The sequence below is a fragment of the Acidimicrobiia bacterium genome, from assembly GCA_018057765.1.
In the GTDB taxonomy this organism is placed as follows: domain Bacteria; phylum Actinomycetota; class Acidimicrobiia; order IMCC26256; family JAGPDB01; genus JAGPDB01.
In genome coordinates, this window is the sequence record JAGPDB010000014.1 from 11,880 (window position 1) to 37,018 (window position 25,139).

Genomic DNA, 25,139 nt, shown 5'->3' on the forward strand with positions numbered 1-25,139 from the left:
TGTCACACAGCCATGATACGCTTGTTTATATGAGCTTGAAGTTTCCGTCCCTCAAAATTCTGCATTGCGCAGATCTGCATTTAGATGCTGCATTAAGTGGTTCTTTAAGAACTAGTCAAAATGCGTATATTGACGATCGCGATATTGCTATATTACGAGATGCCCCGCTTTTGGCTCTAAATAATATTTCTAAGACCGCGATTAGCGAAAAAGTAGATATTCTTATTATTGCCGGCGATTTATTTAACATGAAAGATGATGCGGCAATGAATCATCGTGTCCGATCTTATCTTTTCAATTTCTTTAAAATTTTAGAATCAGAAAATATACAAGTTGTTATCACTGTTGGTAACCATGATCCGCTTAAATTTATTTCTGAAATTTCAGCTTCATGGCCAAAAAATGTTTTTCTTTTTAGCAATAAAGAAGTAGAGACAGTTTCTTTTATATTCAATGGTCATAGCGTTGATATACATGGTGTTAGCTATGCAACCCAAAACGAGGATCGTAATTTAGCAAAACAATTTCCGACTAAAACAAATGCAGATTTTAATATTGCAGTCTTACATACAAATGTTGGAGGAGACTTAAATCATTCAAACTATGCGCCAAGTAGTTTGAAAACTTTGACATCATATGATTACGATTATTTTGCACTAGGCCATATTCATAAACGCGCAATTCTCTCAGATAACCCTTTGGTTGCTTATAGTGGAAATCATCAAGCATTTAGCCCAAAACCTTCAGAATGTGAAGCCAAAGGCGTATCGATAATCGAATTCGAACATCCTGGATCGATAGCAATCTCTATATTTATCGAAACGGATGTCGTCAGATACATAAAAGAAGATTTAACAATCGAGAATTCGAATAGTGTTGAAGAGATCGCCGAAAACATTAAGCTGCAATTAGAGAATAAATACGAAGACATATCACAACTTATATTATGTCGTTTAGTTTTAACATTGATTGAGTTTGAAGGTTCATATATAGATACTGACGACCTGACAGACATTATTAATGAGAATATTACTGGAGTAATAATTACAGAGATCAAAACCAACAGTCAAACAGAAAGTTTCGAAGAGCTTGTGCAAAACAGCGAATATTTTCAAAGCATCGAACAAGAAATTGATTCTATAGGCAATATTGAAATAGATGAACTCTATGGCAAACAGGCTTTAAAAATATCTAATGCCTTATCAATAAGCGAGATTAACGTTTCAGACTATGTACCTATAGATACAGAAATAGAAGTTAAAGAATATATTTCACAAGTACATAATGAATTATTAGGAAAAACTAAATAATGACTAATCCATACATTTCATCAATCCATATTGAGTACTCCAATTTAAACCCAGTAAATATTGAAGATTTATCTCCAGAATTGAATATAATTTTTGGTGATAACGAAACTGGAAAATCTCGGATACGTGATTTTATCACTTGGATGCTTTTTGCAAATGGTGAAAAATTTCATTCAGATAGAACAAAAAATATAAGTAGTAGCTATAAAGATACATTTAAGAATATTGATATTTCTACAAATGGTGAGATATCAATCGTCAGTGGCTCTGAAAATAATACTATTAGACAAATATTGAATGGTTCAAAATTAGAGAATCGATTTTTACCAGCAAACCTTGACCTTAGAAGAACCTTAACAGATGGCATTTCTTATAACAATTATTCTTCAATATACTCATTATCTTTAGATGAGATAAACAAAGACACATCTGAGTCAATGTTAAAAGATCAAACGCAAGTTGAATATATCTTTGGCGCATTACAAGCTAAGACATCAGTTTCACCCGCACTATTGATCAAGACAATTAAAGAAAAATGTGAATCTTTGTTCCTAGAAAATGCTACAGCTAAAAAAGAAATCAATATCGTATTGAAAAAGATTGATGAAAATAAAAAAGAACTTAAAGCACTAAAAACCGATTCAAAACTATCAAATGATCTTGAAGGTGCTATTGCACAATTAAATATAGAACGTATTGAAACTAGATCTGAAGCAGACTCCATAGAACTAGAGATTAAAAATCTTAAATCTATGATTGATAATATTGAAATATACACGAAATTTAATGAATTAAAAGCAATTTCTCCACAGCCATATAACGAAAAATTGGTTGATGAGGTAAACGACATCGATGTATTATTAAAACAATCAAAACATTTAATTACTGATGAAAAAGATTTAGATACTTTAGAAAATGAGAAACAGAGCCAGCTAAAAGATCTTGAGCAAATATCATTACGTTTAAAAGAAACACTCGATCCAGATGATACAACTACATATCTTGTTTCTCAAGAATTTGAAGCTGTAATAGAAGATCAAATTTTATCACGATCATCAAATAAGTCGATTTTAGAAAATTTAAAAAATGAAATAAGTAATTTGTCGAGCAAAATAGAACTCTCTAATAAACAATTAGAAAAATATGCTGCAGAGTCGAAAATTCAAATTAAAGAAAATACCAATGATACAAGTACTTTTGAGAAGAAATCATACAAGAATACGAACACTATAATTGCATCCATATTATTCACATCTTTAATAGGTGCTGGATTTATGTTTAAAAATATTACAATAAGTGCCGTTGGAGCGACAGCATTATTTGCAACCATAATTGGATATCTACTTTCATCTAAAAATGCGATTAAGTCAAATTCACCAATAGAAGTTATAACAACATCTATAAATCCAACTTTAAGCCAGGTTGACCATCTTCAAATAGAAATTGAACATAACAAACAATTACTTTCATTAAAAAAACTTGAACAGGTGAAATTACTCGAAGATATCAAAATTGGAAGTAGTACATATGGTAATAGCTGCTTAAAAGCAGGTTTTAAAGAGAAAATTGAACCAAATCATGTTCAAAAATATATTAAAGATTTCAATTCATTAACAACTATAAATATTCAAATAGATAAAACTATAAATTCAATCAAAAGACTGACTTCGAAATTCGATAGCTTTTATTCCACAATAAACGATTTAGCTGAACGATCAGATTACAGAAAAGAAAATGATATTTCTTTTCTATCTATTACTCATGCGCAAAATTGGCTAGATACATTAAATGGCATTGCAAAGCAACAAAAAGAATTGAAATCACAAGCAGATGTTCATAATACTAAAATGGAAAAACTCGAAAATCAATTATTGGAGAATTTCACTACATTAGAAAATGCTAAACGTGTTTTTATAGGACAATCATCTGAAAGTTTACTTTCTAATCTCTCGGATGCAAATTTTGAAAATGCACAAATAAAAGAAAAAGTAGATGAAATATCTCAATCAATTGGAACATTGAGTGAAAAACAAGAAGTTTTAAATAAATCGACACTTATTCAAGATCTCTATTTAATTCAAGAAGAATTAGTAAGCGAATTACGCCACTTGCATAATAAATATAAGCTTGCTTATATTAGTTCCAAAGTATGTGAGTCTGCTTTTAATAAATGGCAAGAAAACTTTCAACCAGAGGTTACTAAAAAAGCATCAGAACTATTTTCAAAAATGACAAATTCCAAATGGGAATCTATACAAACAGATATTGAAAATATTAGCCAATCAAAGTCACAACAAAGTTTATTTAATGCCAGAAACGCCAAATCAATACTAGATAGCAACAAGCTTTCAAGGGGAGCTAGTGAACAACTTTATTTAGCTTTTCGCTTAGCCGTTATGCAAACCAATAAACGTGCTCCTTTTATACCCGCGATGTTTGATGATATTGCCGTAAATTTCGATAAAACACGATTTAAATCTATTGTGCCAATTATTAACGAGATCGCAGAAAAACGTCAAATATTTTACTTTACGTGCCATGAATGGGTTCGTGACTCACTATTAACAAATACAGACGCAAAACTCTTCACCTTAACCTAAGCTATATCAAGACAAACATAGGTGAGTACAGTCGCAGCAATCTAAGTTCGTATAACATAGACATATGGAAAATAGTAAAACTGAAAACGGCCAACAGAATATAAATCCTGAATTCGAGGCACTAATACCACCAGGATTACAAGAACAATTAGATGCTCCAAGCTATCAAGGTATGTTGAGTTTCGGAAAATTTCCTTACCTTACAGAGCCTGAACAACTTGATGCATTCAAACCAGATGTTGCAATAGTTGGAGCGCCTTATGATGACAATACATCAAATCGGCCAGGTGCAAGATTCGGTCCACAAGCAATTAGAGCAAGAGCATATCATCCTGGTACTTTTAACATAGACCTAGAGATTGAGCTATTTGAGAAACTCAAATGTGTAGATTACGCAGATGCAATATGCCAAGCTGGAATGTGGGAATATTCACGCAAAGCAATATTTGATCGTGTATTAGAAGTAGCAAATAGAAATATCTTCCCAATAACAATTGGTGGTGACCACTCAATAGTAAACCCAGCATTTAGTGCAATAGCTGAAAAATATGGTAAAGGAAAAGTCGGTATAATTCATTTTGATGCACACGCAGATACAGGCAATATAGTCGATGGAAATCTTTGTAGTCATGGAACGCCCATGAGGCGACTCATTGAATCTGGTGCTGTAAAAGGAGAGAACTTTATACAGGTAGGACTGCGTGGTTATTGGCCAGGTACTGAAGAATTTCAATGGATGAAGGACCAAGGTATGAGATGGCATACTATGGAAGAAGTGTTCAAAGATGGCATACAAAAGGTAATTAGTCAAGCATTAGAAGAAGCAAAACAAGGTACAGAATTCTTATATATGTCAGTAGACATAGATGTATTAGACCCAGGATTTGCACCAGCAACAGGAACCCCAGCTCCCGGTGGAATGACTCCGCTTGAACTATTAAAAACTGTTAGACGAATTGCTCTGGAAACAAACTTAGTAGGCATGGACTTAGTAGAGGTATCGCCACCCTATGACTGGGCTGATGTAACTATTAATAATGCTCATGGAGTTATATGGGAAGTACTCTCAGGTCTCGCCTATAAAAAAATAAATTCGAAATAATCAAATGGGATTACACGACTTTAATGAAGATACAGCAGAGCTTGCAGAACGAATATTAAAATTTACTTTAGAGAGACTAAAGCAAGACCCGCCGTCTCTCGGCGGGCCAGTTCCACCAGAAATACTTTTACCAAAATTTAATGGAGTAATTACAAATAAAGGACTTGGTGGAAATAAAGCATTTAACTTTTTTGAAAATATAGTTCAACCTGCAACAATATCTACTGATCACCCTAGATATTTAGCTTTCGTAACCAATGCACCGTCAAACACAGCATCACTTTTTGATTTAGTCGTATCAGCATGCTCCATGTACGGTGGCACTTGGCTTGAGGGATCGGGAGTAGTAGCTGCTGAGAATCAAGCATTGCGTTTTATCATGGACATGGTGGGTTATCCAGAAAGCGCTGCTGGTGTTTTTGTTTCTGGAGGAACCGCCGCAAATCTATCTGCACTTATTGCTGCAAGACATTGGTTTCGAAGAGTGCATCCAGAAATGGAAAAGGTTAGATTAGCATTAGCGTGTGCACCAAGTGCACACACCTCAATCAAACATGCAGCCCAAGCTATGGATGTAGATTTACTTGAGATTCCTGGTGATGAATATAATAGACTTACTCCTGAAAATCTTCAAGCAGCACTAAATTCATATTCAAAAGAAGATAGGGATCGACTCTTTTGCGTTGTTGCAACTGCCGGTGCAACAAATACTGGTTATGTAGACGAACTAAATCAAACAGGAAAAATAGCATATGATATCGACGTTTGGTTTCATGTTGATGGCGCATACGGTGGTGCTGGTATGTTATGTGAATCCACAGCACCGTTATTTGAAGGTGTGACACAAGCCGATAGTTTTGTTGTAGATCCACATAAGTGGTTGTTCTCACCATATGATTGTGCAGCACTTATATATAAAGACCCACTAGATGCACGTCTTGCACACGCTCAACACGCAGAATATTTAGATGTTGTAAATGATACAGTTGAATTTAATCCTTCCGACTATGCACATCATTTGACAAGACGTGCGCGTGGATTGCCGCTTTGGTTCGCACTTGCAGTTCACGGTACCGATGCATTTTCAACAGCTGTAACGACATGTGTTGATGTAAGCAATGAAGGCGGGGAACTAATAAGGAAATCTGACCATCTCGAGTTAGTGATTGAGCCACAATTGAGCGTGATCTTATTTAGAAGAAAAGGTTGGACTGGGCAAGATTACACTTCTTGGTGTAATACTTTGTTAGAAAATGAATTTGCATTCATAGTACCGACATCATTTAACGGCGAGACTGTTATACGTCTATGTATAACAAATCCGAATACAACAGTTAAAGATTTAGAGTTGATAATTGATTCATTAGCTTAAAGCCTGTCAAGTACACGAGACAGAAATAATTTTGTTCTCTCATTTTTTGGATTAGTGAATATATCCTCTGGGTCACCTTGTTCAACCACTACTCCATCATCCATAAATACTACCCGGTCTGCAACGCCTCGAGCGAAGTCCATTTCATGAGTTACCACAACCATAGTCATACCTTCATTAGCGAGTTTTCGCATAACTTGTAAAACGTCACCAACTAATTCTGGATCAAGCGCAGATGTCACTTCATCAAATAACATTATGTCAGGCTTCATTGCCAATGATCGTGCAATGGCGACACGTTGTTGCTGTCCACCAGAAAGCGATGCTGGAAACATGTCGATCTTATCACTCAGTCCAACATCTTTTAATACACTCAAAGCGATCTTTCGAGCCTGAACTTTGCTCATATCTTTTACTTTTACTAGCGCTAAGGTAACATTTTTGATGACTGTCATATGAGGAAATAAATTGAAATGTTGAAACACCATACCCACGTTAGTACGAAGTTTATTTATCTCTTTTTTATTTATTTTTGAAACCGCTTTACCTAAGACGGTGATTTCACCTGTTGATATTTCTTCTAGCTGTGTAATACATCTCAATAAGGTTGATTTACCAGAACCAGAAGGTCCTATTATACAAACAACTTCTCCTCGAGTAACATTAAAATTAATATCTTTTAATACGACCTTGTCACCAAAAGATTTAGCAACATTTTCAAACTTTATTACAACTTCATCACTCATCGTGTACCTGCTTTCGCACGACGCTCAAAAAATGCCACAAGTTGAAGTAGAGGGATAGTAATTAAAAGATAACAAATACCCGCTGCAATTAGTGGCGTTGTATTTGCGAGTTGATTAGTAGCATCACGTGCAAACTTTGTTAATTCTCTACCACCAACTTCTACTCCTAAAACAGAAACTAAAGAAGTATCTTTAAATAGTAATGCAAGTTCATTTGTCAGTGGACCAACAATTGTCCGAAAAGCTTGTGGCAAAACAACTTTTTTCATCGTCTGAGTATTCGACATACCCAGTGAACGGGCAGCCTCAGCTTGGCCACGTGGGACTGATTCAATACCCGCACGAATTGTTTCTGCCATATACGCGCCAGCTACCAATGATAGCGCCAATGCACCAGGTATGTACTTCGTACCATCTCGACCAAATGGCCAAAGATTATTAAAAAAACTTAAAGGACCAGGAAAATTTAAGTTATATTCTTTAAATAGGATAGGGAAACCTAAACCGATCACAATCATTATTAGCAACAAAGGTAGGCCGCGAATAAAATCGATAAAAGTTGCAGAAGGCCATCTCAAATATTTCTTTTTGGAAGTACGCATTAAGGCTAAGAACAGACCAAATGAAAGCCCCCCAATAAAAGCTATAGTCGTAAAAACAATAGTATTTCTTGCAGCTTCTAAGAATATTTCGGGGAAAACCTTTTTGAATATACGTAGAGAAAAAAATTCATCAAGTATCCCCTCAACTCCGCCAGCGGCAAGTCTTGGATACAAAATAAGCTGGTGTGCAATCATATTACACACCAGCTTATTGTAATTTAACTAAAATTGATGGTTCTTAGTTAGTACCTAAGTATTTAGCAACGATTTTATCGTAAGTATCATTACTCTTTAACTTTTTCAAAGATACATTTATGGCTTTAGTAAGTTCAGGATTATCCTTAGAAATTACAAATCCATAACCCTCATCACCTTCGAACTTTTTAGTTACAGTTGCAGAACCATTCGTAGTTGACTCATATGCGTTAATTGGATAATCTTGGATCACACCATCAATCGAACCTGCACGTAAAGCGCTTAAAAGCTCATCCGCACCAGTAAATTCTTTGACTGTATAGCCATCTTTTTCTGATGATTCTTTTGCAAAATCGGCTCCTGTAGTTTCACTTTGAACGCCAATTACTTTTCCAGATAATTTATCAAGATCTGTCAAGGTTTCTGTATCTTTATTATTAACTAGTAAAGACTGTGTGATTGTGAAATAAGAATCAGAAAAATCATTTGACATTTTCCTCTCATCTGTTATAGAAACAGAAGATGCAACTACGTCGCACTTACCAGCTTTTAATTGAGCAAATATTGAATCGAAATCAGTATCGACGAATTTTGCTTCAAGAGAATTGTCTTTAGCTATAGCTGAAATTAAATCAGCATCAATACCAACAACATCTTTACCATCTAAAAATTCAAATGGAGCATATGGAATGTCAGAACAGATTGTCAGTTTTCCAGCCTCTACTGTTGATAGACCTTCAGTAGTTTTTTTCTCTTCTTTCTTAGAACATGCTGTAAAAACTAATGTACAGACAATAGTCAGCGAAATTATCGTTAATATTTTTTTCATTGTACCCCCTAGGTTTAATACAATGACTCTAGTGCTTTTAAAGCATGGATGCACGAAGTTCTATTTTGTTTAGGGTACACAACAAAACTGTGGATAACTCTGCTAAAAAGGATAAAGCTACGTTTTAAATGAATTCGACGCCTTGAGCCAATGGTAATGAATCTGAATAATTAATTGTATTGGTGGTTCTTCTCATATAAGCCTTCCATGCATCTGAACCAGATTCACGCCCACCGCCAGTCTGTTTTTCGCCGCCAAAAGCACCACCGATTTCAGCACCACTTGGACCAATGTTCACATTTACAATCCCACAATCAGAACCAACTGGTGACATGAACAATTCCGCTTCTTTAATATTTGTTGTAAATATGGATGACGATAGACCTTGCGGAACTTTATTATTTAACTCAATAGCTTCTTCAATATCACAATATGTGATAGTACTTAAAAGTGGAGCAAATGTTTCATGATCTAAATCTATAATGTGAGATTCCATTTTTATAATGGCTGGCATTCGATAATATGCATCTGGATAAACAGCATCGAACATACGCTCACCCCCAACAACTACTTGTCCGTTATTGCTTAAATTATCTATTGCTAATTCCATAGCTTGAGAAGAATTGCTTTCTATTAAAGGACCAATCAAAGTATCTGAATTAAGAGGATTACCAATTTTTAAACTTGCATATGCTTTTTTTACTTTTTCCATCAATTTCTCAAAAATTGATTCATGAACAATTAGTCTACGCAATGTTGTACAACGCTGGCCTGCAGTACCTGCTGCCGAAAACACAATTGCTCGCGTTGCTAATTCAATATCTGCACTTGGAGTAACAATCATCGCATTATTACCACCGAGCTCTAAAAGAATTTTTCCAAAACGTTCATTAACAATTTTACTAAGAGCAGCACCGGCAAGAGTTGAACCAGTCACACTTAAGAGTGCTATATCTACATGACTCGCAATAGTATTGGCTGCATCAATTCCACCTAGAACCAGTTGACAAACATTCTCATCAATTCCTACTTCTTTTGCGGCTCGCTTTGCTAATTCATAAATCGCAATGGCACTAACAACGCATTTATCAGAAGGTTTAAATACGACCGGGTCACCACAAATAAATGCTAGTGCAGCATTCCACGCAAATACAGCGACAGGAAAATTAAAAGCTGTAACAATACCAACAACACCAAGTGGCAAATACGTTTCACGCATTGAATGCATAGGTCGCTCACTTGCAATTACCTTTCCGAAGAGTTGTCTTGATTGACCTAGTGCTAAATCACATATATCAATCATTTCCTGCACTTCGCCTAAACCTTCACTTAAAATTTTTCCAGCATCAACACTAACTAGAAAACCTAATTCGTTTTTATATTCTCTAAGTAGATTTCCGTAGATTCTTACAAACTCACCGCGTTTTGGTGCCGGGATCATTGCATATTCTTTATAGTAACTTTTTGCATCAGAAATTTTTTCTTTAATTTCGTCTATCGTTGTAGCAGATATAGAACCATAAACCTCACCGGTAATTGGAGTTCTTAAATTTATTCGAGAATCATCTATTTTCTCTGAGCTACTAAAACCATAGCTATTGATCTTTATTGACAATATATCTAATACTCGAAAGACTTCGTCTGAAATATCTCCTGTATTCGGAATATCAGTACCTATAATTTTGTCACTTAACTTAAACATAAATTTCCACTACTCTCCTGTTATAAAATCTATTGACGAATGACCGAGAATATTTTCTGGGTCACAGAATATTTTTAAACTTCTCGTTAACAACTTATCAACTTTGGGGATATATTCGTGATAATAATCAGAATTTAGTGCACCTAATCCATGTTCTGCCGAAAAACTCCCGCCATAAAAATTGGTTAAATCATTAACTACTCTTCTTATCTTCTTTACATCTTCGTCAGAAAAATCGACATCACTTAAAGACTTTGGAATAGCAATATTCATATGTATTCCACCATCTCCAACGTGACCGAAATCACATATGACAAGGTCTGGATATATTTTAGAAATTTCTTTATGAATACTTGTTCTAAGTTTAAAAAATTTATCTTTGGTTGTTGATATATCACATGTAATGAGTTTCCTAGAAAAATTTCTCACAGATTCAGAAAAACTATGTCTAATTTCCCACGTTTTTGATGAATCTAAGTTCAAAGCATCATCTACTAAACCTAATTCTACAAGTTTAGCTAAAATTTCTTCACCCTTATTTTTGATATCATCATTTTCTAATGTAGTAGCGAACTCTACAAATAAAACATCAACTTGATCTTTTACATAAGGTATAACAATTTTAGAATTTAATTCTGAATAATTTTCATTTGTTGCCTTTAAAACATTTGAGCTAACCATCTCACAAGCGACTAATAAATCACCACTTATACTTTCAAGTTTATTAACTAATAAAGCAGTATTTTCATCATTTGATAGTGGAATCCAATAAGTAGTTGATGCTTTTTCTATTGGAAAGACTTTCAAGGCAACTGAAGTTATAAAACCTAGTTGACCAAATGACCCACAGAATGATTGTGTAAAGTTCAACGAAGAATTATCTTTTATAGGTCTTTGTAATGAATCATAAACACTTAGATCGACATCCGCTAATACTACTTGGATACCTTTCATTAAAGATCGAAAATCACCATGACGCAATACAGATGAACCTCCAATATTTGTTGATGCCATAGCCCCAACCATAGGGTCAGAACTTACATTAACAGGTAAAAAATAGCCGAATGTTTTTAAATATTCATTAACTTCACTTAACAAGAACCCAGCATCAACAATCAACCTTTGATCCTGAACGTTAATTTTCATGTTCGAACGGTATTTTTCAAATGATACTATTACAGAGTTTTCACTATTTTCTTTACTTGGTACTGATGCATCAACAAGTCCAGTACGCGCACCTTGAGGTAGCAATCTATAACACTCGTTTTTAGCCCAAGTAATAGTTTTTTGAATATGCTCAATAGATTCAGGAAATACAATTGCTATTGCTGATCCAATTTTGCCTCTCCAGGGTTCAAAATAGCGCTCTGGAATATCTTCACCAATAATGCACTGCTGGCCCGTTATGGCACAAAGTTCATTAAACGCGTTTTGGTCAGTCATATTTACTATCATCGTCTCTATAGATTAAGAAATAAAGCCCTTAAAGCTTTTGTTCTAACTAGTCGAAATCATACTCATAATTCTAGGATAAAACACTGATAGTAAGGGGAGAAAATGCAAGGCAGTATTAAGAAAATAGCTGTAGTCGGTCTCGGCAAGGTTGGTAGTTTAGTTGCTAGTTTGCTCCATTACGATGGAGTGGAAGTTACTGGTTTCGACCAAGTTATTCGTTCAGATTTCCCATTTTCTACACAAAGCATTGATGTAACTGACGAAAAAGTTCTAGAAGATTCAATAAAAGGTTATGATGCAATTGTTAGTTGTTTACCTTATTTTTTAAACACACTTATTGTAAAAGTAGCTATTAAAACACAAGTTCACTATTTCGACTTAACAGAAGATGTTCCACATACACATTTTGTTAAAGAAAATAGTGCAAATTCAAAAACTGCTTTAGTTCCACAATGTGGACTTGCTCCTGGGCTGATAGGAATTATTGGTTCTTCTTTAATGAGGAAATTCGATAAAGTTCGTTCATTAGAACTTAGAGTTGGTGCACTTCCTAGAACTCCACATGGACTACTTGGATACTCTGTTAATTGGTCAGCTGAAGGAATAATTAACGAATATTTAAATGATGCAGAAGTAATCCGTAAAGGCGAAAAACAAATTGTGCCGTCGCTTAGCGAATTAGAAACCGTGATTATCAACGGAATAAAACTAGAAGCATTTATTACAAGTGGTGGTTGCGGGACTATGACTGAGACATATCAAGGAAAACTAGAGAGTTTGGATTACAAAACTTTGCGCTATCCTGGACATTGTAAATTAATGAATTTTATGGCAAATGAAATGCGTATGGGACAAGATAGAAACTCATTAGCAAAAGTTCTAACAGAAGCTAAACCTCAATCTACTGATGATGTTGTCTATATTTATAGTGCTGTTGAAGGTGAGCAAGAAGGAAAATTTATACGAGATACTTATGTTAGAGCTTTTCATGCGAGAGAGATTAATGGGTCAAATTGGAGGGCAATATCATGGACTACAGCATCTAGCTGCTGTGCAGTAATAGAGTTAGTGTCTAAAGCAATATTGCCACAACAAGGTTTCATACGCCAAGAAGATATATTGTATAAAGACCTTGTAGAGACAAGTTTTGGTAAACTTTTTACAGATGGTATTGCGGTATCGCATACATCGGACTGATTTGAAGATAGGTATATATGGATAAATCAATGTCATTGTGCTCAACGGACATAACTATATATAATATTATTCGTGAGATAGTTGGTCAAAAAAATATCGAAGAGTTTTCCCATGTAATATTAATACCTAATGTTGTATCTTCATTTGGTGATGAAAATGTTCCAAGGGCACATTTGTCATTTAGTTTATTTCTCACACTATATGCTGACCTGCTCCAAAGAGTTCCACATGCCAGAATTTATTTTGATCGACATTTAACAGAGGAAAGAACCATCATGTTTGATCACGGTGCCGTTAGGACTGTGTTATACGATAGGAATGGCAATTTGCCATCTGGCGAAGAATCCTTAGTAAGAATATTGCGTGCTCTAGGTTATTTTCATAACAATACTTATCCATTAGAAAAGTTAAAAATGACTGGAAGAAGCTATACTCACACTGATTTTCCAGAAGTAATTCCACAATATTTCGTAAGCGAATTCCATCCTGAACAAGTTGATGATGATAATTTTGTAAAAGCAGTTATCAATGTGATCGAAGACTCCATTGATCCACTAAGTGAACAAACAAAATCTGATCTTGAATTTTTGTCTAATAATAACTTTTTGCCAAGAGAAAAATGTGGTGAATTTTTGGCTAATATAACCTCTGCTTTTGCTCGTCAACACCCAATACCAAAATTAAGTGACTATAAAAATATTTTTAAACATTCTGCAGAAATGGCCTGGATATCAACCGAAGGTAATGCATTTAATCATGCTACAGATAGAGTAAAAATATTAAGCGATTTAGTCAATGAAGAAAACGAATTTGGGTCACCAATGAAAGAGTCTATAGAGGTCTCAAAAACTGGAAGGGTCCTCCAAACAGCATATAGAGCAGATCCAATCAATCGTTGTTTCATTGACGATTCTGGTGAAACTATCCAATTAGACGTACCTGGTTCATTTTTTGAATTTATTGAACGCCACATCGACCCTGAGACCAAAAAATTAGATTTAGCCTTTGACGCTAGTAATGCTACCGGAATTTTTAAAATGACAGAAGGTAACCATTCTTTGATTGATCCTGTTGATGAATTAGATCAGATCGAATAACAATAATATGTATCATCAGGAATATTTTTTGTTTTAACGAGTTTCTATAATTAGTTCAGTTTTGAACTATATTGGAGATTATGATGCATACAAGGATAATAAAAGTTCATACGACATTAGAGGGTGAAGGCTTTGAGGTGCAGCGTCCATTCCCAGTTGAAGGCTTAAGTCAGATTGATCCATTTTTACTTATAGATCAAATTGGCCCAAAAACGATGTTGGCAAACAATAGAATAGGAACAGACTGGCACCCCCACCGCGGGTTTGAAACAGTTTCTTATAACATACGCGGAACTAGCGACCATCTAGACACTCTTGGAAATGAAGGACATATGGAACCTGGAGATGTTCAGTGGATGACTGCTGGATCAGGTGTAATACATAAAGAAGGACCTAAAAAAGTTAATTTCAACGAGGAAAATCAAGACAAGGAAGTATTTAGCATTCAACTCTGGGTTAACTTGCCAAAAGCAAATAAGATGGATCCGCCAAAATACCAAGACATGAGAACAGATGAAATTCCATCAGTAAACATTGGCGATGTAGTAATTAAAATTATTGCGGGTAATGCGTTTGGTATTGAATCTCACACAAACACATTTACGCCTATAGTTTATGCGCATATCTCAAAAGACAAATCTTCAAAGAAGTATAATAAAGAATCATTTTTTTCAGTTATCGACCCTGACCACAATGTGATTATTCTTCCTTTGGTTGGAACAATTTCTGGAAAGCTTTATGATTCAGCAATAGGTGAGATAAAAAACTTTACGATAGCAAAAGGCCATACATTCGTCGCTAGTGGTATAGACAAAATAGAATTTGAAGAACCAGATATTACAGAAGATGGAACAGATGTATTATTGTTAACCGGAAAACCAATTGGAGAGCCAGTTGTTAGATATGGACCGTTTGTAATGAACAGTGCTGAAGAAGTTCAACAAGCATTTGAAGATTTTCGTGCTGGAAAAATGGGAGAAATCCCCGCTTAAATAAGTCACACAAGAATCAGGCAAGATGAAAAATAAAATAAGCAATGTATTTCGACAAATATTTTCATCACTACATAATCGCAACTTCCGACTCTTTTTCATAGGACAACTGATTTCAAATACAGGAAACTGGATTACCAATATTGCTTTAACTTTATTAGTACTACATTTAACTCATAGCGGTCTTGCTATTGGAATATTAGTAGCTTGTCAATACGGGCCTATTTTGTTGTTTTCCGTTTGGGCTGGAACAATCGCAGATAGGTCTAACAAAAGAACACTATTGATAATCACTCAATTTTTAGAGATGTTGCAGTCATTTGTACTTGGAATGATTGCGTTTATTCCTAACCCCAAATTAAGTCTTATATATGCTGTTTCAATAGCTGGAGGATTATTTTTAGCTTTTGATATGCCTGTGCGTAGAAGTTTTGTTACTGAAATGGTCTCAGTGAAAGACCGCCCAAATGCTGTCATATTAAACAGTGCTATGGTCAATGCATCCAGGATATTTGGTCCTGCCCTGGCTGGAATACTTGTTGTAACAGTTGGATATGGTTGGGCATTTATTATTGATGGTATTTCATATCTAGTTGTTTTGGCTGCACTATTTATGATGCGTGAATCAGATATCATGAGGACCCCTAAGGTTGAAAAAGCAAAAGGTCAAATACGTGAAGGACTTAGATACATCTTAGGTATTCCTGATTTATGGATACCTTTTCTTATGCTGTTATTCGTAGGAATATTGAGCTACAACTTCAGCGTACTATTTCCACTTTTTGTTGAACATGCGCTTAAAGGAAGCGACAGTGAATTTACTATTGTATATGTAGCATTTAGCGTCGGCGCACTTCTCTCTGCATTATATGCCGCGTATAGGCGCACCGTAAATGTGCGACAAATAATTTTTGGTGCTTCTAGTCTTGGTATAACAATGATGATGTTAACTTTTGTTCCTAATATTTGGGTTGCTTTACCTATAGTTTTTTTAGTAGGTGTTAGCAGTATTACTTATATGACTGCAACAACTTCAATTATTCAAGTTCGTGCAGATTCACGTATGCACGGAAGAATTCTTGCACTTCAAGCTGTTTTGCTAATTGGAACCACACCAATTGGTGGTCCAATAGTCGGTGCTGTTGCAGACCGTTGGGGAGCGCGTACCCCATTAGCTGTCGGTGGGATTGTCGCTATCCTTGCAGCGATTGGTGGACAATTACTATTGCGCAGAGAAAAAAATAAAGCTGTAAAGCATGATATTTGTGAATCAAATCTCGATTTAACAATCCCAGATTAGATTAATTTTTAAATACTGGATAACCACCAAATCGTATTGTTATGCCAGCGAGAACAAAAAGTACTGCTGAAAAAGTTACTATTCGTACATGCCATGCAAGTGTGTTCATATCAGTATCAGTGAGTTTTGGAATAACACGGAATCGTGCATTAATAGCAAGACCTGCAGTAAGAACTAGGAGGCCAAGTTTGATCTGAATTGCATGGGCAATCGAATTATTCGCAAACCAGTTTTCTAGAGGACCAAGTATGCGCCATGCCAACCAAAACCCAGATAGTATTTGTGTCCCAAGTGCAGGCAAACCTATTTTTTCAAATCGTTTCTCATAATCAAGAATTATCGAAGCATCCTTTTTTTTAAGAGCATCAGGAAGAATACTAAGCGCTAAAACCAGATGACCTCCAGCCCAAATAGTTGCTCCTATTATGTGGATACTAAGAATAATATAATAAGTTGCCATTATTTAAGCCTTTAGATTTTTCATATTCATTAGAGTATTAATTCTGTTCATACTAACACCGCAATAGCTGTTATGACTACGAGCGTAATACCAAAGAACATTTGTTGTAGTCCTATTATCTTTGCAGGTAAAGGGGTGTTGCGAATCGCAATAATATTAAAGATGGCAATAATAACAATTGCTATTGTAGGAGCAAGAGGCACAATATGAAATAGGTAAGCAATTATTACACTCACTCCAGCAAATAGTTGGGCAAGGTCGCTATGCCAAACTTTAACTGGACGTCCACGCTTCCTGAAAACTTGTGTCCTAGCATAAGGAATTGCTGCAACACCTCTTGTTGCGACTACTATCCAAAGTGCATAGGCAGTAGTGTTAGCAACTCCATTTGCAAGTACGATTGCTGATGCTACTGAGCCAATTCCTACAGTACCGCAAAGTTCAGGTAAAAGTCTGCGGCTTTTACTTCTTATATCAAAGTATAATTGGATTGCAACGAGCGGTAAAGCAATAAGTAAAGGTATCAAAAAGTTATTCTCGGCTTCGAAAATTGCATAAACAATTAATGCTATAAATAAGAATACTTCTATTGATGCAACACGAGCCGCAACACCAGAACGCTCTAACCATCTATTGCGCCAAAGATCCCCTAATACAATTTTTAGCGGTGTACGTGCAATGAATGCCAACATAGCTGCAAAGCCAAGTGCTAACCCTGACCATGACCAAGAAACAACCAAAGCAAGCACAACAGGCTCTAAAGTAAGACTCCATCCGCCGTGTTCCGTGGGCATAGCAACTGCTTTTAGGATCGACCGATCGCCTGCTATGTTTGGGGCATCAGCTAAGTACGCATCCTCTTGGTTACCCATCAATTCTCCTTTAATTTAATAGTTCGTTTTTTAACTTTAAGTAATATTGCACGAACAACAATATCGACTATCCAGAACATAAGCACTAAAGCTAGAAAATTATCTTTATCAAATAGCGACAACAATGCTGCGATATTGCCTAATACTAGTGAGACCCACGAGCGTGTAATTGCAAAGCCGGCAGTAAGCAGTTGATGTCCACCACCACGTATTACTGGGCCGAGATATGCCAGAGACGATATAAGTATTTGTGCAAAACCACCAATCACTAATGCCTGTAATACTTTACGGTTTACTCCCAATTCAACTGTTGAAATTCCTAAAGTAATAGTCATAGCAATCCACCAAATAATTCCGGTCATCAATTGTAAGATACGTGGCTCCATCCATCGTGAATTATTCTTTAAATTTATTGGTAACATTATCAAAACCAATAATATACCCAATGCATAAGTACAAAATCCTATTGTTACAAGCTTAGCTTGTTTAAGTATTTCACCATTTACTGCAATAACAACAGCAGATGAAAGTATAAATAGTGTTATGCGTTTTAGCGATGTTGTCGCTCGTGGCGACATTTTACTACGCACCTGGGTAGCAATAAAATATGGAAGTGTTCCAGCGATGACAATTCCGACGAGTCCGAATAAGTTTAAGATCAAATGAGCACCGCGAAGTTCTATAGAGAGTTCACCACCACGGTTAAGACCGAGTATTAAACCTATTGTCATACCTATTGCTCCAGCGACTATAGCTACAATATATGCTTCAATAGCTTGAGCAAATCTTTTAGTGACAGCGTGTTTAAGTATCCACAGCAAAATAGATGCCAACAATAACACCGCAAATATAACAATTAACCCACCAAAAATTATCATCCATGACTGCTTTATTTCTCGACCTAATACAAGAAAAACTGCACCAAATGCAATTCCCCATCGTTGTAAAATAACAATAATTGATGAAGGTGGAGGTGAAGTGGACCAACTTACAGCTAACATTTGTGTCGTTGTTGATATTGCACTTAACAGTGAGCCTATTAGAAATAAGTGTAGAGGGACCCACCAACTAGTACCAATTCCTAAAATACCAATAAATAATGAAATTATTAAAAAACAAAGTGCTACAAATAGACCTTTGCGTGTTTCGGAGTGGATCTTGGTGATTCGCCCAGGTGAACCTTTGCTAGTTGGCTCACTGATTGAAGATTTCTCGTTTTCGGGACTAGAATTTACAGGTTGAGTCATAACTTCCTACCCCTCAGATCATCGCCCACTATTATTTCTAGTATACACTGTGATAAAGTTATAGGGTAAATAGAAGGAGATTAAATGTCTGATGTTGTAAACGAGATCGTTAATAGAGAGTACGCATATGGTTTTCATAGCAACCTCGAAACCGACTTGGCCCCGAAGGGTTTAAACGAAGATGTTGTTAGGCTAATCTCAGCTAAAAAAAATGAACCAGAGTGGCTTTTAGAATGGCGACTAGGCGCATTGGCGCACTTTATGACATTAGAAGAACCCAATTGGCCAAACCTGTCTTTTCCTCCTATTGATTATCAAGATATGCATTATTGGGCTGCTCCAAAGACCAAAGCAAAGTTAAATAGCCTTGATGAGGTTGACCCAGAAATTCGAGCAACTTTTGATAAATTGGGAATTTCAGTTACTGAGCAAAAGCGTCTTTCAAATGTAGCAGTAGATACAATTTTAGATTCAGTATCAGTCGCAACTACTTTTAAATCTACATTAGCTAAAGTAGGCGTTATATTCTGCTCATTTTCCGAAGCAGTAAAAGAACATCCTGAACTCGTAAAAAAATATTTAGGGACAGTAGTTGGCTATCGTGACAATTTTTTTGCAACATTAAATTCCGCGGTATTTTCTGATGGATCATTTTGCTTTATCCCAGCGGGGGTTAAATGTCCGATGGAATTATCAACATATTTCCGCATTAATGCTGCAGAGACTGGCCAGTTCGAACGTACATTAATAATCGCCGAAGAAGGTGCCAGTGTTAGCTATCTTGAAGGGTGCACTGCACCTATGCGTGACGAAAACCAATTACACGCTGCTGTTGTTGAGTTAATTGCACTTGATGATGCAAATATTAAATACTCAACTGTCCAGAACTGGTATCCAGGCGATGAAAACGGCAAAGGTGGTATCTATAATTTCGTTACTAAACGTGGAAGTTGTACTGGAGCGCGCTCAAAAATTTCTTGGACACAAGTCGAGACTGGGTCAGCAATTACATGGAAATATCCGAGCGTAATTTTAAAAGGCGACGATTCAGTAGGCGAGTTTTATTCAGTTGCAGTTACAACTAATTACCAGCAAGCAGATACTGGAACAAAAATGATCCACATAGGTAAAAATACTAAAAGTACAATTTTATCTAAAGGAATTTCTGCTGGACATGCCCAAAATACTTATCGAGGTTTGGTAAAAATTCTTCGTAGTGCAACAGGTGCACGAAATCATACTCAATGCGATTCTCTACTCTTAGGTCCTGATTGTGGTGCACACACATTTCCTTATGTAGAAGTAAAAAATGACACTGCTCAGGTCGAGCACGAAGCAACAACATCAAAGATCAGCGACGACCAGCTTTTCTATTGCCGCCAACGCGGACTAACCGAGGAGGACGCATCAACAATGATTGTAAATGGATTCTGTAGAGAAGTATTCGACGAACTGCCAATGGAATATGCAGTGGAAGCACAGGCACTAATGCAAGTTAGCCTAGAAGGGTCAGTAGGATAATGTTACATATAGAAAATCTACACGTAGGTGTTGGAGATAAAGTAATTCTTGATGGATTCAGCCTTGATATTCCAGATGGTGAAGTTCATGTAATCATGGGACCTAATGGGTCTGGAAAAACAACACTATCTAATGTACTTACAGGACGCGAAGGTTACGAAGTATCAGGTACAGCCACTTTTGATGGCATAGATCTTTTGCCACTTGCACCTGAAGAAAGAGCGGCTGCTGGTATATTTTTGGCTTTTCAACATCCAGTAGAAATTCCTGGTGTTGGAAACATGTATTTTCTCCGAACTGCAGTTAACACTGTAAGAAAAAACCGCGGGCTTGAAGAGATTAGCGCTATGGAATTTTTAAATTTTGCAAAAGAACATATGGCAAAACTTGAAATGGATCCAGCTTTTCTTAGTCGTTCAGTTAATACTGGATTTTCTGGCGGTGAGAAAAAGCGTAACGAGATTTTACAAATGTCGATGCTTGAACCACGTTTAGCAATCCTCGATGAAACCGATTCTGGTCTTGACATCGATGCACTTCGAATAGTTGCATTAGGAATTGAACGTCTGCGCAACCCTGAACGATCGATGTTGATCATTACTCATCATCGAAAACTTCTAGATACTGTACGTCCTGATTATATTCATGTTTTAAGTGGCGGAAAAATTGTCCGCTCCGGCGGAATTGAACTGGCAGATGAGCTAGAGATCCAAGGCTACAGTTCAATTGCAGATAAGGTGACGCAATGACCAATACAGCTACACTAATTGGCGCGCCTAGTTCCAAGGAAGAAGCTTGGCGATATACTCCGGTTAAAGATATTGCTACTCGCGTTCAAAATGCAACAAGCGCTCGACGTTCAAGTATTAGCTCAATCACAAAACCAGAATTCGATTCACTCATAGGCAACTTAAGTGGTACCCAATTGGTATTCGTAAATGGTTTTTATAACGAAGAACTTTCAAACACCGAAAACTTACCTGATGGCCTCTACTGCGGTTTAGCTAGTGAAAATAGTTCAGTATCTAAAGAGCTTGTTTTGTTGAACGAGAATGTTCGAACTGTTGAAGGTATTTGCAAGCAGAATGACGAGTACGATATTGCTGTAGTAAAGACTGATAACGACATAATCTTAGATGACCCGATTCATATTGTTCATATTGCTACTAATGACATAGACGAAAATAATTCACAAATAATTTCACACCCACGTACTATTATCGAATTGGGTGATAATTCTCACATCACCATCGTAGAAACTTATTGTGGTAATGAAAATAACACAATGACTGATGCTTGTACAACTATTCGTATTGGCGATAATACAAAGCTCGACCAAATTCGGATACAAAATGAATCGTCTAGTGCTACCCACATTGGTAATACAAGAATTGAACAAGGTAAAGATTCCCATGTAAAGATGGCTTCGATCACGAAGGGTGCAGATATTGCACGTAATGCAATTGACGCGCATCTCGATTCAGAAAATTCTGTTATTGAACTAACTGGTGTAAATATAACCTCGATCAAGCAAGTTCATGATACTGAAGTTACTGTAGATCACGCTTCTTCAAATTGTGCGAGCAATCAACACTTTGTGGGTGTTGTTGATGACCATGGCCATAGTTCTTTTAGTGGTGAAATTATTGTAGAACATGGAACTGTTGGTACCGATGCCCATCAAACAAATAAGAATCTTGTACTTGATGAACATGCGCAGGCTGACACTCGGCCATGGTTAAGAATTTATGCTGATGATGTGCAATGTACTCACGGCTCAACTGTGGGCCGCCTTGACGAGGAGTCACTTTTTTATCTTCGAAGTAGAGGAATTGAAAACGATAAAGCACGAACGATGCTAATAGAAGCTTTCATTGCGCAAATAACTGATGAAATTGAAAACGACAAAGTTCGAAGTCATGTAGCAACATTGACACAGCATCTACACCCATTTGTTCAACAAGAGATAAAAAGGAAAATAAATGAGTAACACAGAACCTATTAAACTAAGTAGAGATTGTATTGCCACAACCATTCCTTATGGTGAAAAAATTACACTTGATGCTGGTGCAATAGTAAAAATTGTTCAACAGCTTGGCGGTAGTTTTACTATCAGCACTGAGTATGGAAATTTGTTACGCATAGATGGTCATGATGCCGACGCACTTGGTCTCGAAGTAGCTAAATCAAGCGATGTTGATGATAGCGGGACTTTTGAAATGAGCAAAGTAACAGATGTTCTCGGTACCATTTATGACCCTGAGATTCCTGTCAGCATTGTTGAACTTGGTTTGATATATCGTTGTGACGAAATAATGGACGATGACGGAAAAAGAAAAATTGAAATAGATATGACTATGACTGCTGCAGGTTGCGGTATGGGTGATGTTTTGAGTGACGATGCAATTCGTTTAGTTGGTGCAATTCCAGGAGTTGACGAGGTTGAAGTCAATGTAGTCTGGGACCCACCTTGGGGTATGGACAAAATGTCTGATGCCGCAAAACTCCAACTCGGAATGCTTTAAAATACATTATCCTACTTATAAAGACTTGAGGCTATTACATAAACAATAAGTATTATGTAATAGCCTCAATATTTATGCTACTTTTTAACTGTCAACTACGATACAGCGCTTTTACTCCACATATTTACTGGCTCAGTTCCTAGCGCAGGAAACAATACATTGCTCTCTTTGTGTATATGTAAATGTATATCAGACTCAAGATCTGCCAATGCTTGGTAGCATGCAGCATAGGTTGCACATCCATCAGCAGGTGTTGAATAACCATTAGTTATTAAATTTAATTTTGCAAGCATATCGCCAACATTCTTATGTTCATCAGCAATTTCTTTAACTCGTGCAACGAATTCTTCAGTAGCGGCTTCTGTACTTTCTGAATTAGCTATTTCACGGACCTTTGGAAATAGCATTTCTTCCTCTGCTTTAAGGTGTGGTTCTAGGTCAGCTCGGATTGCTTCGTATAGACTTTCTACTTCAAGTAACTCTGGGTGTCGCTCACCGTGAACATCTGCAATTTTTTGTACTAATGCGCCTGTACGATCAAAATTATCCCATAAATATTTGTGATGAACTGACTCAATATTGTCCATTAATTCAACTGGGCTAAGCGATGCCCAATCTGCTGGCTCTTCATCGATCATTGCATCGGTTAATTCATCTGCAAGTTTTTGCGCATCGAGACCTTTAGAAGTGGCTGCGTCTTGTAATGTTCTTGCACCTTGACAACAATAATCGAGACCACGCTTTTCGAATTCTATAGCTAATGATGGGTTCTGAGTAACAATTTCTCCGAGTATCATCGATGGAACTATTGTGTTCGTGTTCGAGTTTGTGCTTGTAGTTGAATTCATTTTTATTTCACTTTCTTTATTATGTGTACACGATGTTGATAATGTGACTGGTTCAAGATTTATCATCTGGGTTTCACCAGAGTAAATTTCTGTACCATGTAAGCCGGCACTAATAGTTGCAGTGATAGATTCGAGTGCTCCATCGTCATAGTCAATCTCGATGCATGGTCCAGAAAATGATCCGTGTACAGATTGCACGCCTTCTAGCTGTGAGAGGTTTTCGAGCGTCTCGTTAAAACAACTTGGACAGTTAGCACCTTTGACACTAATTGATGATTGCATATCTCCTACTTTCTGACTTCTTAGATTCAGATTCAATATTCATGCTAGTCGATTATATATATTATTTCTAGTATTCAATAGAATTAATACTAGACGTGCTTTAAGCTTGAGTTTCGACGTGACAGCTCAACCTACAGGTTCCACGACGTGGATCATGCTCTGCTAACTCATCTACCACTAAACCATCAAGTGATTCAACAGCACCTTTTGCGAGCCCTAGGTGAAGTCCACATACGGTTTCTGGATCGACCAATGCTGTTGTTTCAAATGGACAAGTTCCAAATAGTATGTCAACCTTCTTGCCTCTACGTTTTGCAATTGGTTCGAAACCATGTCGAGTCATTGCTTTAACCAAACTCTCAACTGGGTCAGCATCTTTATCGACTTCACAAAGCATTTGCTTTGCAGAACGTCGTCCGACTTCAACTGGTGTATCACCACTTTTTATTATTTCAGAAAAAAGTAAAGTAAGTCTCTCGTATGGTCCAGTAACTCCCCATTTACTTTCGGCAGATGGATCAATTATGTAACATAAACGTGGTCTGCCGCGACCGGTTGATGGAACAGACGCTTCAGATACAAGATTTGCATCTACAAGTTTTGCTAAATGCTGACGTATTGCGTTGTGATGCAGACCTAAATGTTTTGTTAATTCAGCTACTTCGACAGGTCGTTTCGCATCGCTTATGTATCGAAATAGTTCGTGTCTAGTTCGATCTCCAAGTGCACGTGATTGGGTCAACAAATCATTCACGTTAAACCATCCAATCTCAGTATTTAAATTTTAGATATACTTCTATACGATACATCTAATACTTCAGTATTAATTCTAGCGTATAGTGTAATTATATGCTAGAACTGGTTAATTCGATATTGTTAATTATA

General features: G+C 36.5%; 22 protein-coding genes. 12 read left to right on the plus strand and 10 right to left on the minus strand.

Features of this window, described 5'->3' with window-relative positions; all coding sequences use genetic code 11:
• Positions 1 to 29: 29 nt before the first annotated feature.
• From KBF89_05715 to KBF89_05730, 4 genes are all read left to right on the plus strand, one after another.
• Positions 30 to 1,310 carry a DNA repair exonuclease gene (locus tag KBF89_05715; protein ID MBP9115826.1) on the plus strand — a complete coding sequence of 427 codons (1,281 nt, stop codon included), beginning with the start codon at positions 30 to 32 and terminating at the stop codon, positions 1,308 to 1,310.
• Positions 1,310 to 3,910, plus strand: coding sequence for an AAA family ATPase (locus KBF89_05720; GenBank protein MBP9115827.1), 2,601 nt, complete (start codon positions 1,310 to 1,312; stop codon positions 3,908 to 3,910). The genes KBF89_05715 and KBF89_05720 overlap by 1 nt, the downstream gene beginning before the upstream one ends.
• A gap of 64 nt (positions 3,911 to 3,974) precedes the next feature.
• The gene (gene speB, locus KBF89_05725) at positions 3,975 to 5,012 is read left to right on the plus strand and encodes an agmatinase (protein ID MBP9115828.1); all 1,038 of its coding nucleotides are present in this window, start codon (positions 3,975 to 3,977) and stop codon (positions 5,010 to 5,012) included.
• 4 nt (positions 5,013 to 5,016) lie between these two features.
• Positions 5,017 to 6,384 (plus strand): aminotransferase class V-fold PLP-dependent enzyme, encoded by a 1,368-nt coding sequence (locus tag KBF89_05730; protein MBP9115829.1) that lies wholly within the window; start codon positions 5,017 to 5,019, stop codon positions 6,382 to 6,384.
• Here KBF89_05730 and KBF89_05735 read toward each other — a convergent pair.
• The 5 genes from KBF89_05735 to KBF89_05755 form a co-directional block, all read right to left on the minus strand.
• Positions 6,381 to 7,130, minus strand: a complete 750-nt coding sequence (locus tag KBF89_05735; protein ID MBP9115830.1) for an amino acid ABC transporter ATP-binding protein — start codon at positions 7,128 to 7,130, stop codon at positions 6,381 to 6,383. The genes KBF89_05730 and KBF89_05735 overlap by 4 nt on opposite strands.
• Positions 7,127 to 7,927: an amino acid ABC transporter permease gene (locus KBF89_05740; GenBank protein ID MBP9115831.1), complete on the minus strand. Its 801-nt coding sequence runs from the start codon at positions 7,925 to 7,927 to the stop codon at positions 7,127 to 7,129. Before KBF89_05740 ends, KBF89_05735 begins: the two co-directional genes overlap by 4 nt.
• Positions 7,928 to 7,970: 43 nt before the next feature.
• The gene (locus tag KBF89_05745; protein ID MBP9115832.1) at positions 7,971 to 8,756 is read right to left on the minus strand and encodes a transporter substrate-binding domain-containing protein; all 786 of its coding nucleotides are present in this window, start codon (positions 8,754 to 8,756) and stop codon (positions 7,971 to 7,973) included.
• Positions 8,757 to 8,880: 124 nt separating this feature from the next.
• On the minus strand, positions 8,881 to 10,458 hold the full coding sequence (locus tag KBF89_05750; GenBank protein ID MBP9115833.1) for an aldehyde dehydrogenase family protein: 1,578 nt from the start codon (positions 10,456 to 10,458) through the stop codon (positions 8,881 to 8,883).
• A gap of 9 nt (positions 10,459 to 10,467) precedes the next feature.
• Positions 10,468 to 11,901 (minus strand): FAD-binding oxidoreductase, encoded by a 1,434-nt coding sequence (locus tag KBF89_05755; GenBank protein MBP9115834.1) that lies wholly within the window; start codon positions 11,899 to 11,901, stop codon positions 10,468 to 10,470.
• 114 nt (positions 11,902 to 12,015) lie between these two features.
• Here KBF89_05755 and KBF89_05760 point away from each other — a divergent pair, with 114 nt between their 5' ends.
• The 4 genes from KBF89_05760 (at position 12,016) to KBF89_05775 (ending at position 16,499) form a co-directional block, all read left to right on the plus strand.
• Entirely contained in the window at positions 12,016 to 13,110 is a 1,095-nt protein-coding gene (locus tag KBF89_05760) for a saccharopine dehydrogenase NADP-binding domain-containing protein (GenBank protein MBP9115835.1), read from the plus strand.
• 17 nt (positions 13,111 to 13,127) lie between these two features.
• Positions 13,128 to 14,207, plus strand: coding sequence for a DUF1338 family protein (locus KBF89_05765; GenBank protein MBP9115836.1), 1,080 nt, complete (start codon positions 13,128 to 13,130; stop codon positions 14,205 to 14,207).
• An 80-nt stretch (positions 14,208 to 14,287) separates the two neighbouring features.
• Complete coding sequence (locus KBF89_05770; GenBank protein MBP9115837.1) at positions 14,288 to 15,199, plus strand: pirin family protein; 912 nt, start codon at positions 14,288 to 14,290, stop codon at positions 15,197 to 15,199.
• 25 nt (positions 15,200 to 15,224) lie between these two features.
• Positions 15,225 to 16,499, plus strand: a complete 1,275-nt coding sequence (locus KBF89_05775; protein ID MBP9115838.1) for an MFS transporter — start codon at positions 15,225 to 15,227, stop codon at positions 16,497 to 16,499.
• A gap of 1 nt (position 16,500) precedes the next feature.
• On the opposite strand, the gene KBF89_05780 is transcribed toward KBF89_05775, so the two are convergent.
• From KBF89_05780 to KBF89_05790, 3 genes are read right to left on the minus strand one after another with little or no spacing between them, the layout of a single operon-like run.
• Positions 16,501 to 16,959, minus strand: coding sequence for a CopD family protein (locus KBF89_05780; protein MBP9115839.1), 459 nt, complete (start codon positions 16,957 to 16,959; stop codon positions 16,501 to 16,503).
• Between the two features lie 47 nt (positions 16,960 to 17,006).
• Positions 17,007 to 17,831: a YwiC-like family protein gene (locus tag KBF89_05785; protein MBP9115840.1), complete on the minus strand. Its 825-nt coding sequence runs from the start codon at positions 17,829 to 17,831 to the stop codon at positions 17,007 to 17,009.
• Positions 17,831 to 19,078, minus strand: coding sequence for a hypothetical protein (locus KBF89_05790; protein MBP9115841.1), 1,248 nt, complete (start codon positions 19,076 to 19,078; stop codon positions 17,831 to 17,833). The genes KBF89_05785 and KBF89_05790 overlap by 1 nt, the downstream gene beginning before the upstream one ends.
• Before the next feature lie 84 nt (positions 19,079 to 19,162).
• Here KBF89_05790 and sufB point away from each other — a divergent pair, with 84 nt between their 5' ends.
• The 4 genes from sufB to sufT are packed head-to-tail and all read left to right on the plus strand — an operon-like array spanning position 19,163 to position 23,124.
• Positions 19,163 to 20,599: a Fe-S cluster assembly protein SufB gene (gene sufB / locus KBF89_05795; GenBank protein ID MBP9115842.1), complete on the plus strand. Its 1,437-nt coding sequence runs from the start codon at positions 19,163 to 19,165 to the stop codon at positions 20,597 to 20,599.
• The gene (gene sufC, locus KBF89_05800) at positions 20,599 to 21,348 is read left to right on the plus strand and encodes a Fe-S cluster assembly ATPase SufC (GenBank protein ID MBP9115843.1); all 750 of its coding nucleotides are present in this window, start codon (positions 20,599 to 20,601) and stop codon (positions 21,346 to 21,348) included. The genes sufB and sufC overlap by 1 nt, the downstream gene beginning before the upstream one ends.
• On the plus strand, positions 21,345 to 22,589 hold the full coding sequence (sufD, locus tag KBF89_05805; GenBank protein ID MBP9115844.1) for a Fe-S cluster assembly protein SufD: 1,245 nt from the start codon (positions 21,345 to 21,347) through the stop codon (positions 22,587 to 22,589). Before sufC ends, sufD begins: the two co-directional genes overlap by 4 nt.
• Positions 22,582 to 23,124 carry a putative Fe-S cluster assembly protein SufT gene (gene sufT, locus KBF89_05810; GenBank protein MBP9115845.1) on the plus strand — a complete coding sequence of 181 codons (543 nt, stop codon included), beginning with the start codon at positions 22,582 to 22,584 and terminating at the stop codon, positions 23,122 to 23,124. Before sufD ends, sufT begins: the two co-directional genes overlap by 8 nt.
• Positions 23,125 to 23,219: 95 nt before the next feature.
• Here the strand turns inward: sufT and ric are convergent, their stop codons facing one another.
• Positions 23,220 to 24,254, minus strand: a complete 1,035-nt coding sequence (ric, locus tag KBF89_05815; GenBank protein MBP9115846.1) for an iron-sulfur cluster repair di-iron protein — start codon at positions 24,252 to 24,254, stop codon at positions 23,220 to 23,222.
• Positions 24,255 to 24,354: 100 nt separating this feature from the next.
• Positions 24,355 to 24,999: a helix-turn-helix domain-containing protein gene (locus KBF89_05820; protein ID MBP9115847.1), complete on the minus strand. Its 645-nt coding sequence runs from the start codon at positions 24,997 to 24,999 to the stop codon at positions 24,355 to 24,357.
• Positions 25,000 to 25,139: the final 140 nt, after the last annotated feature.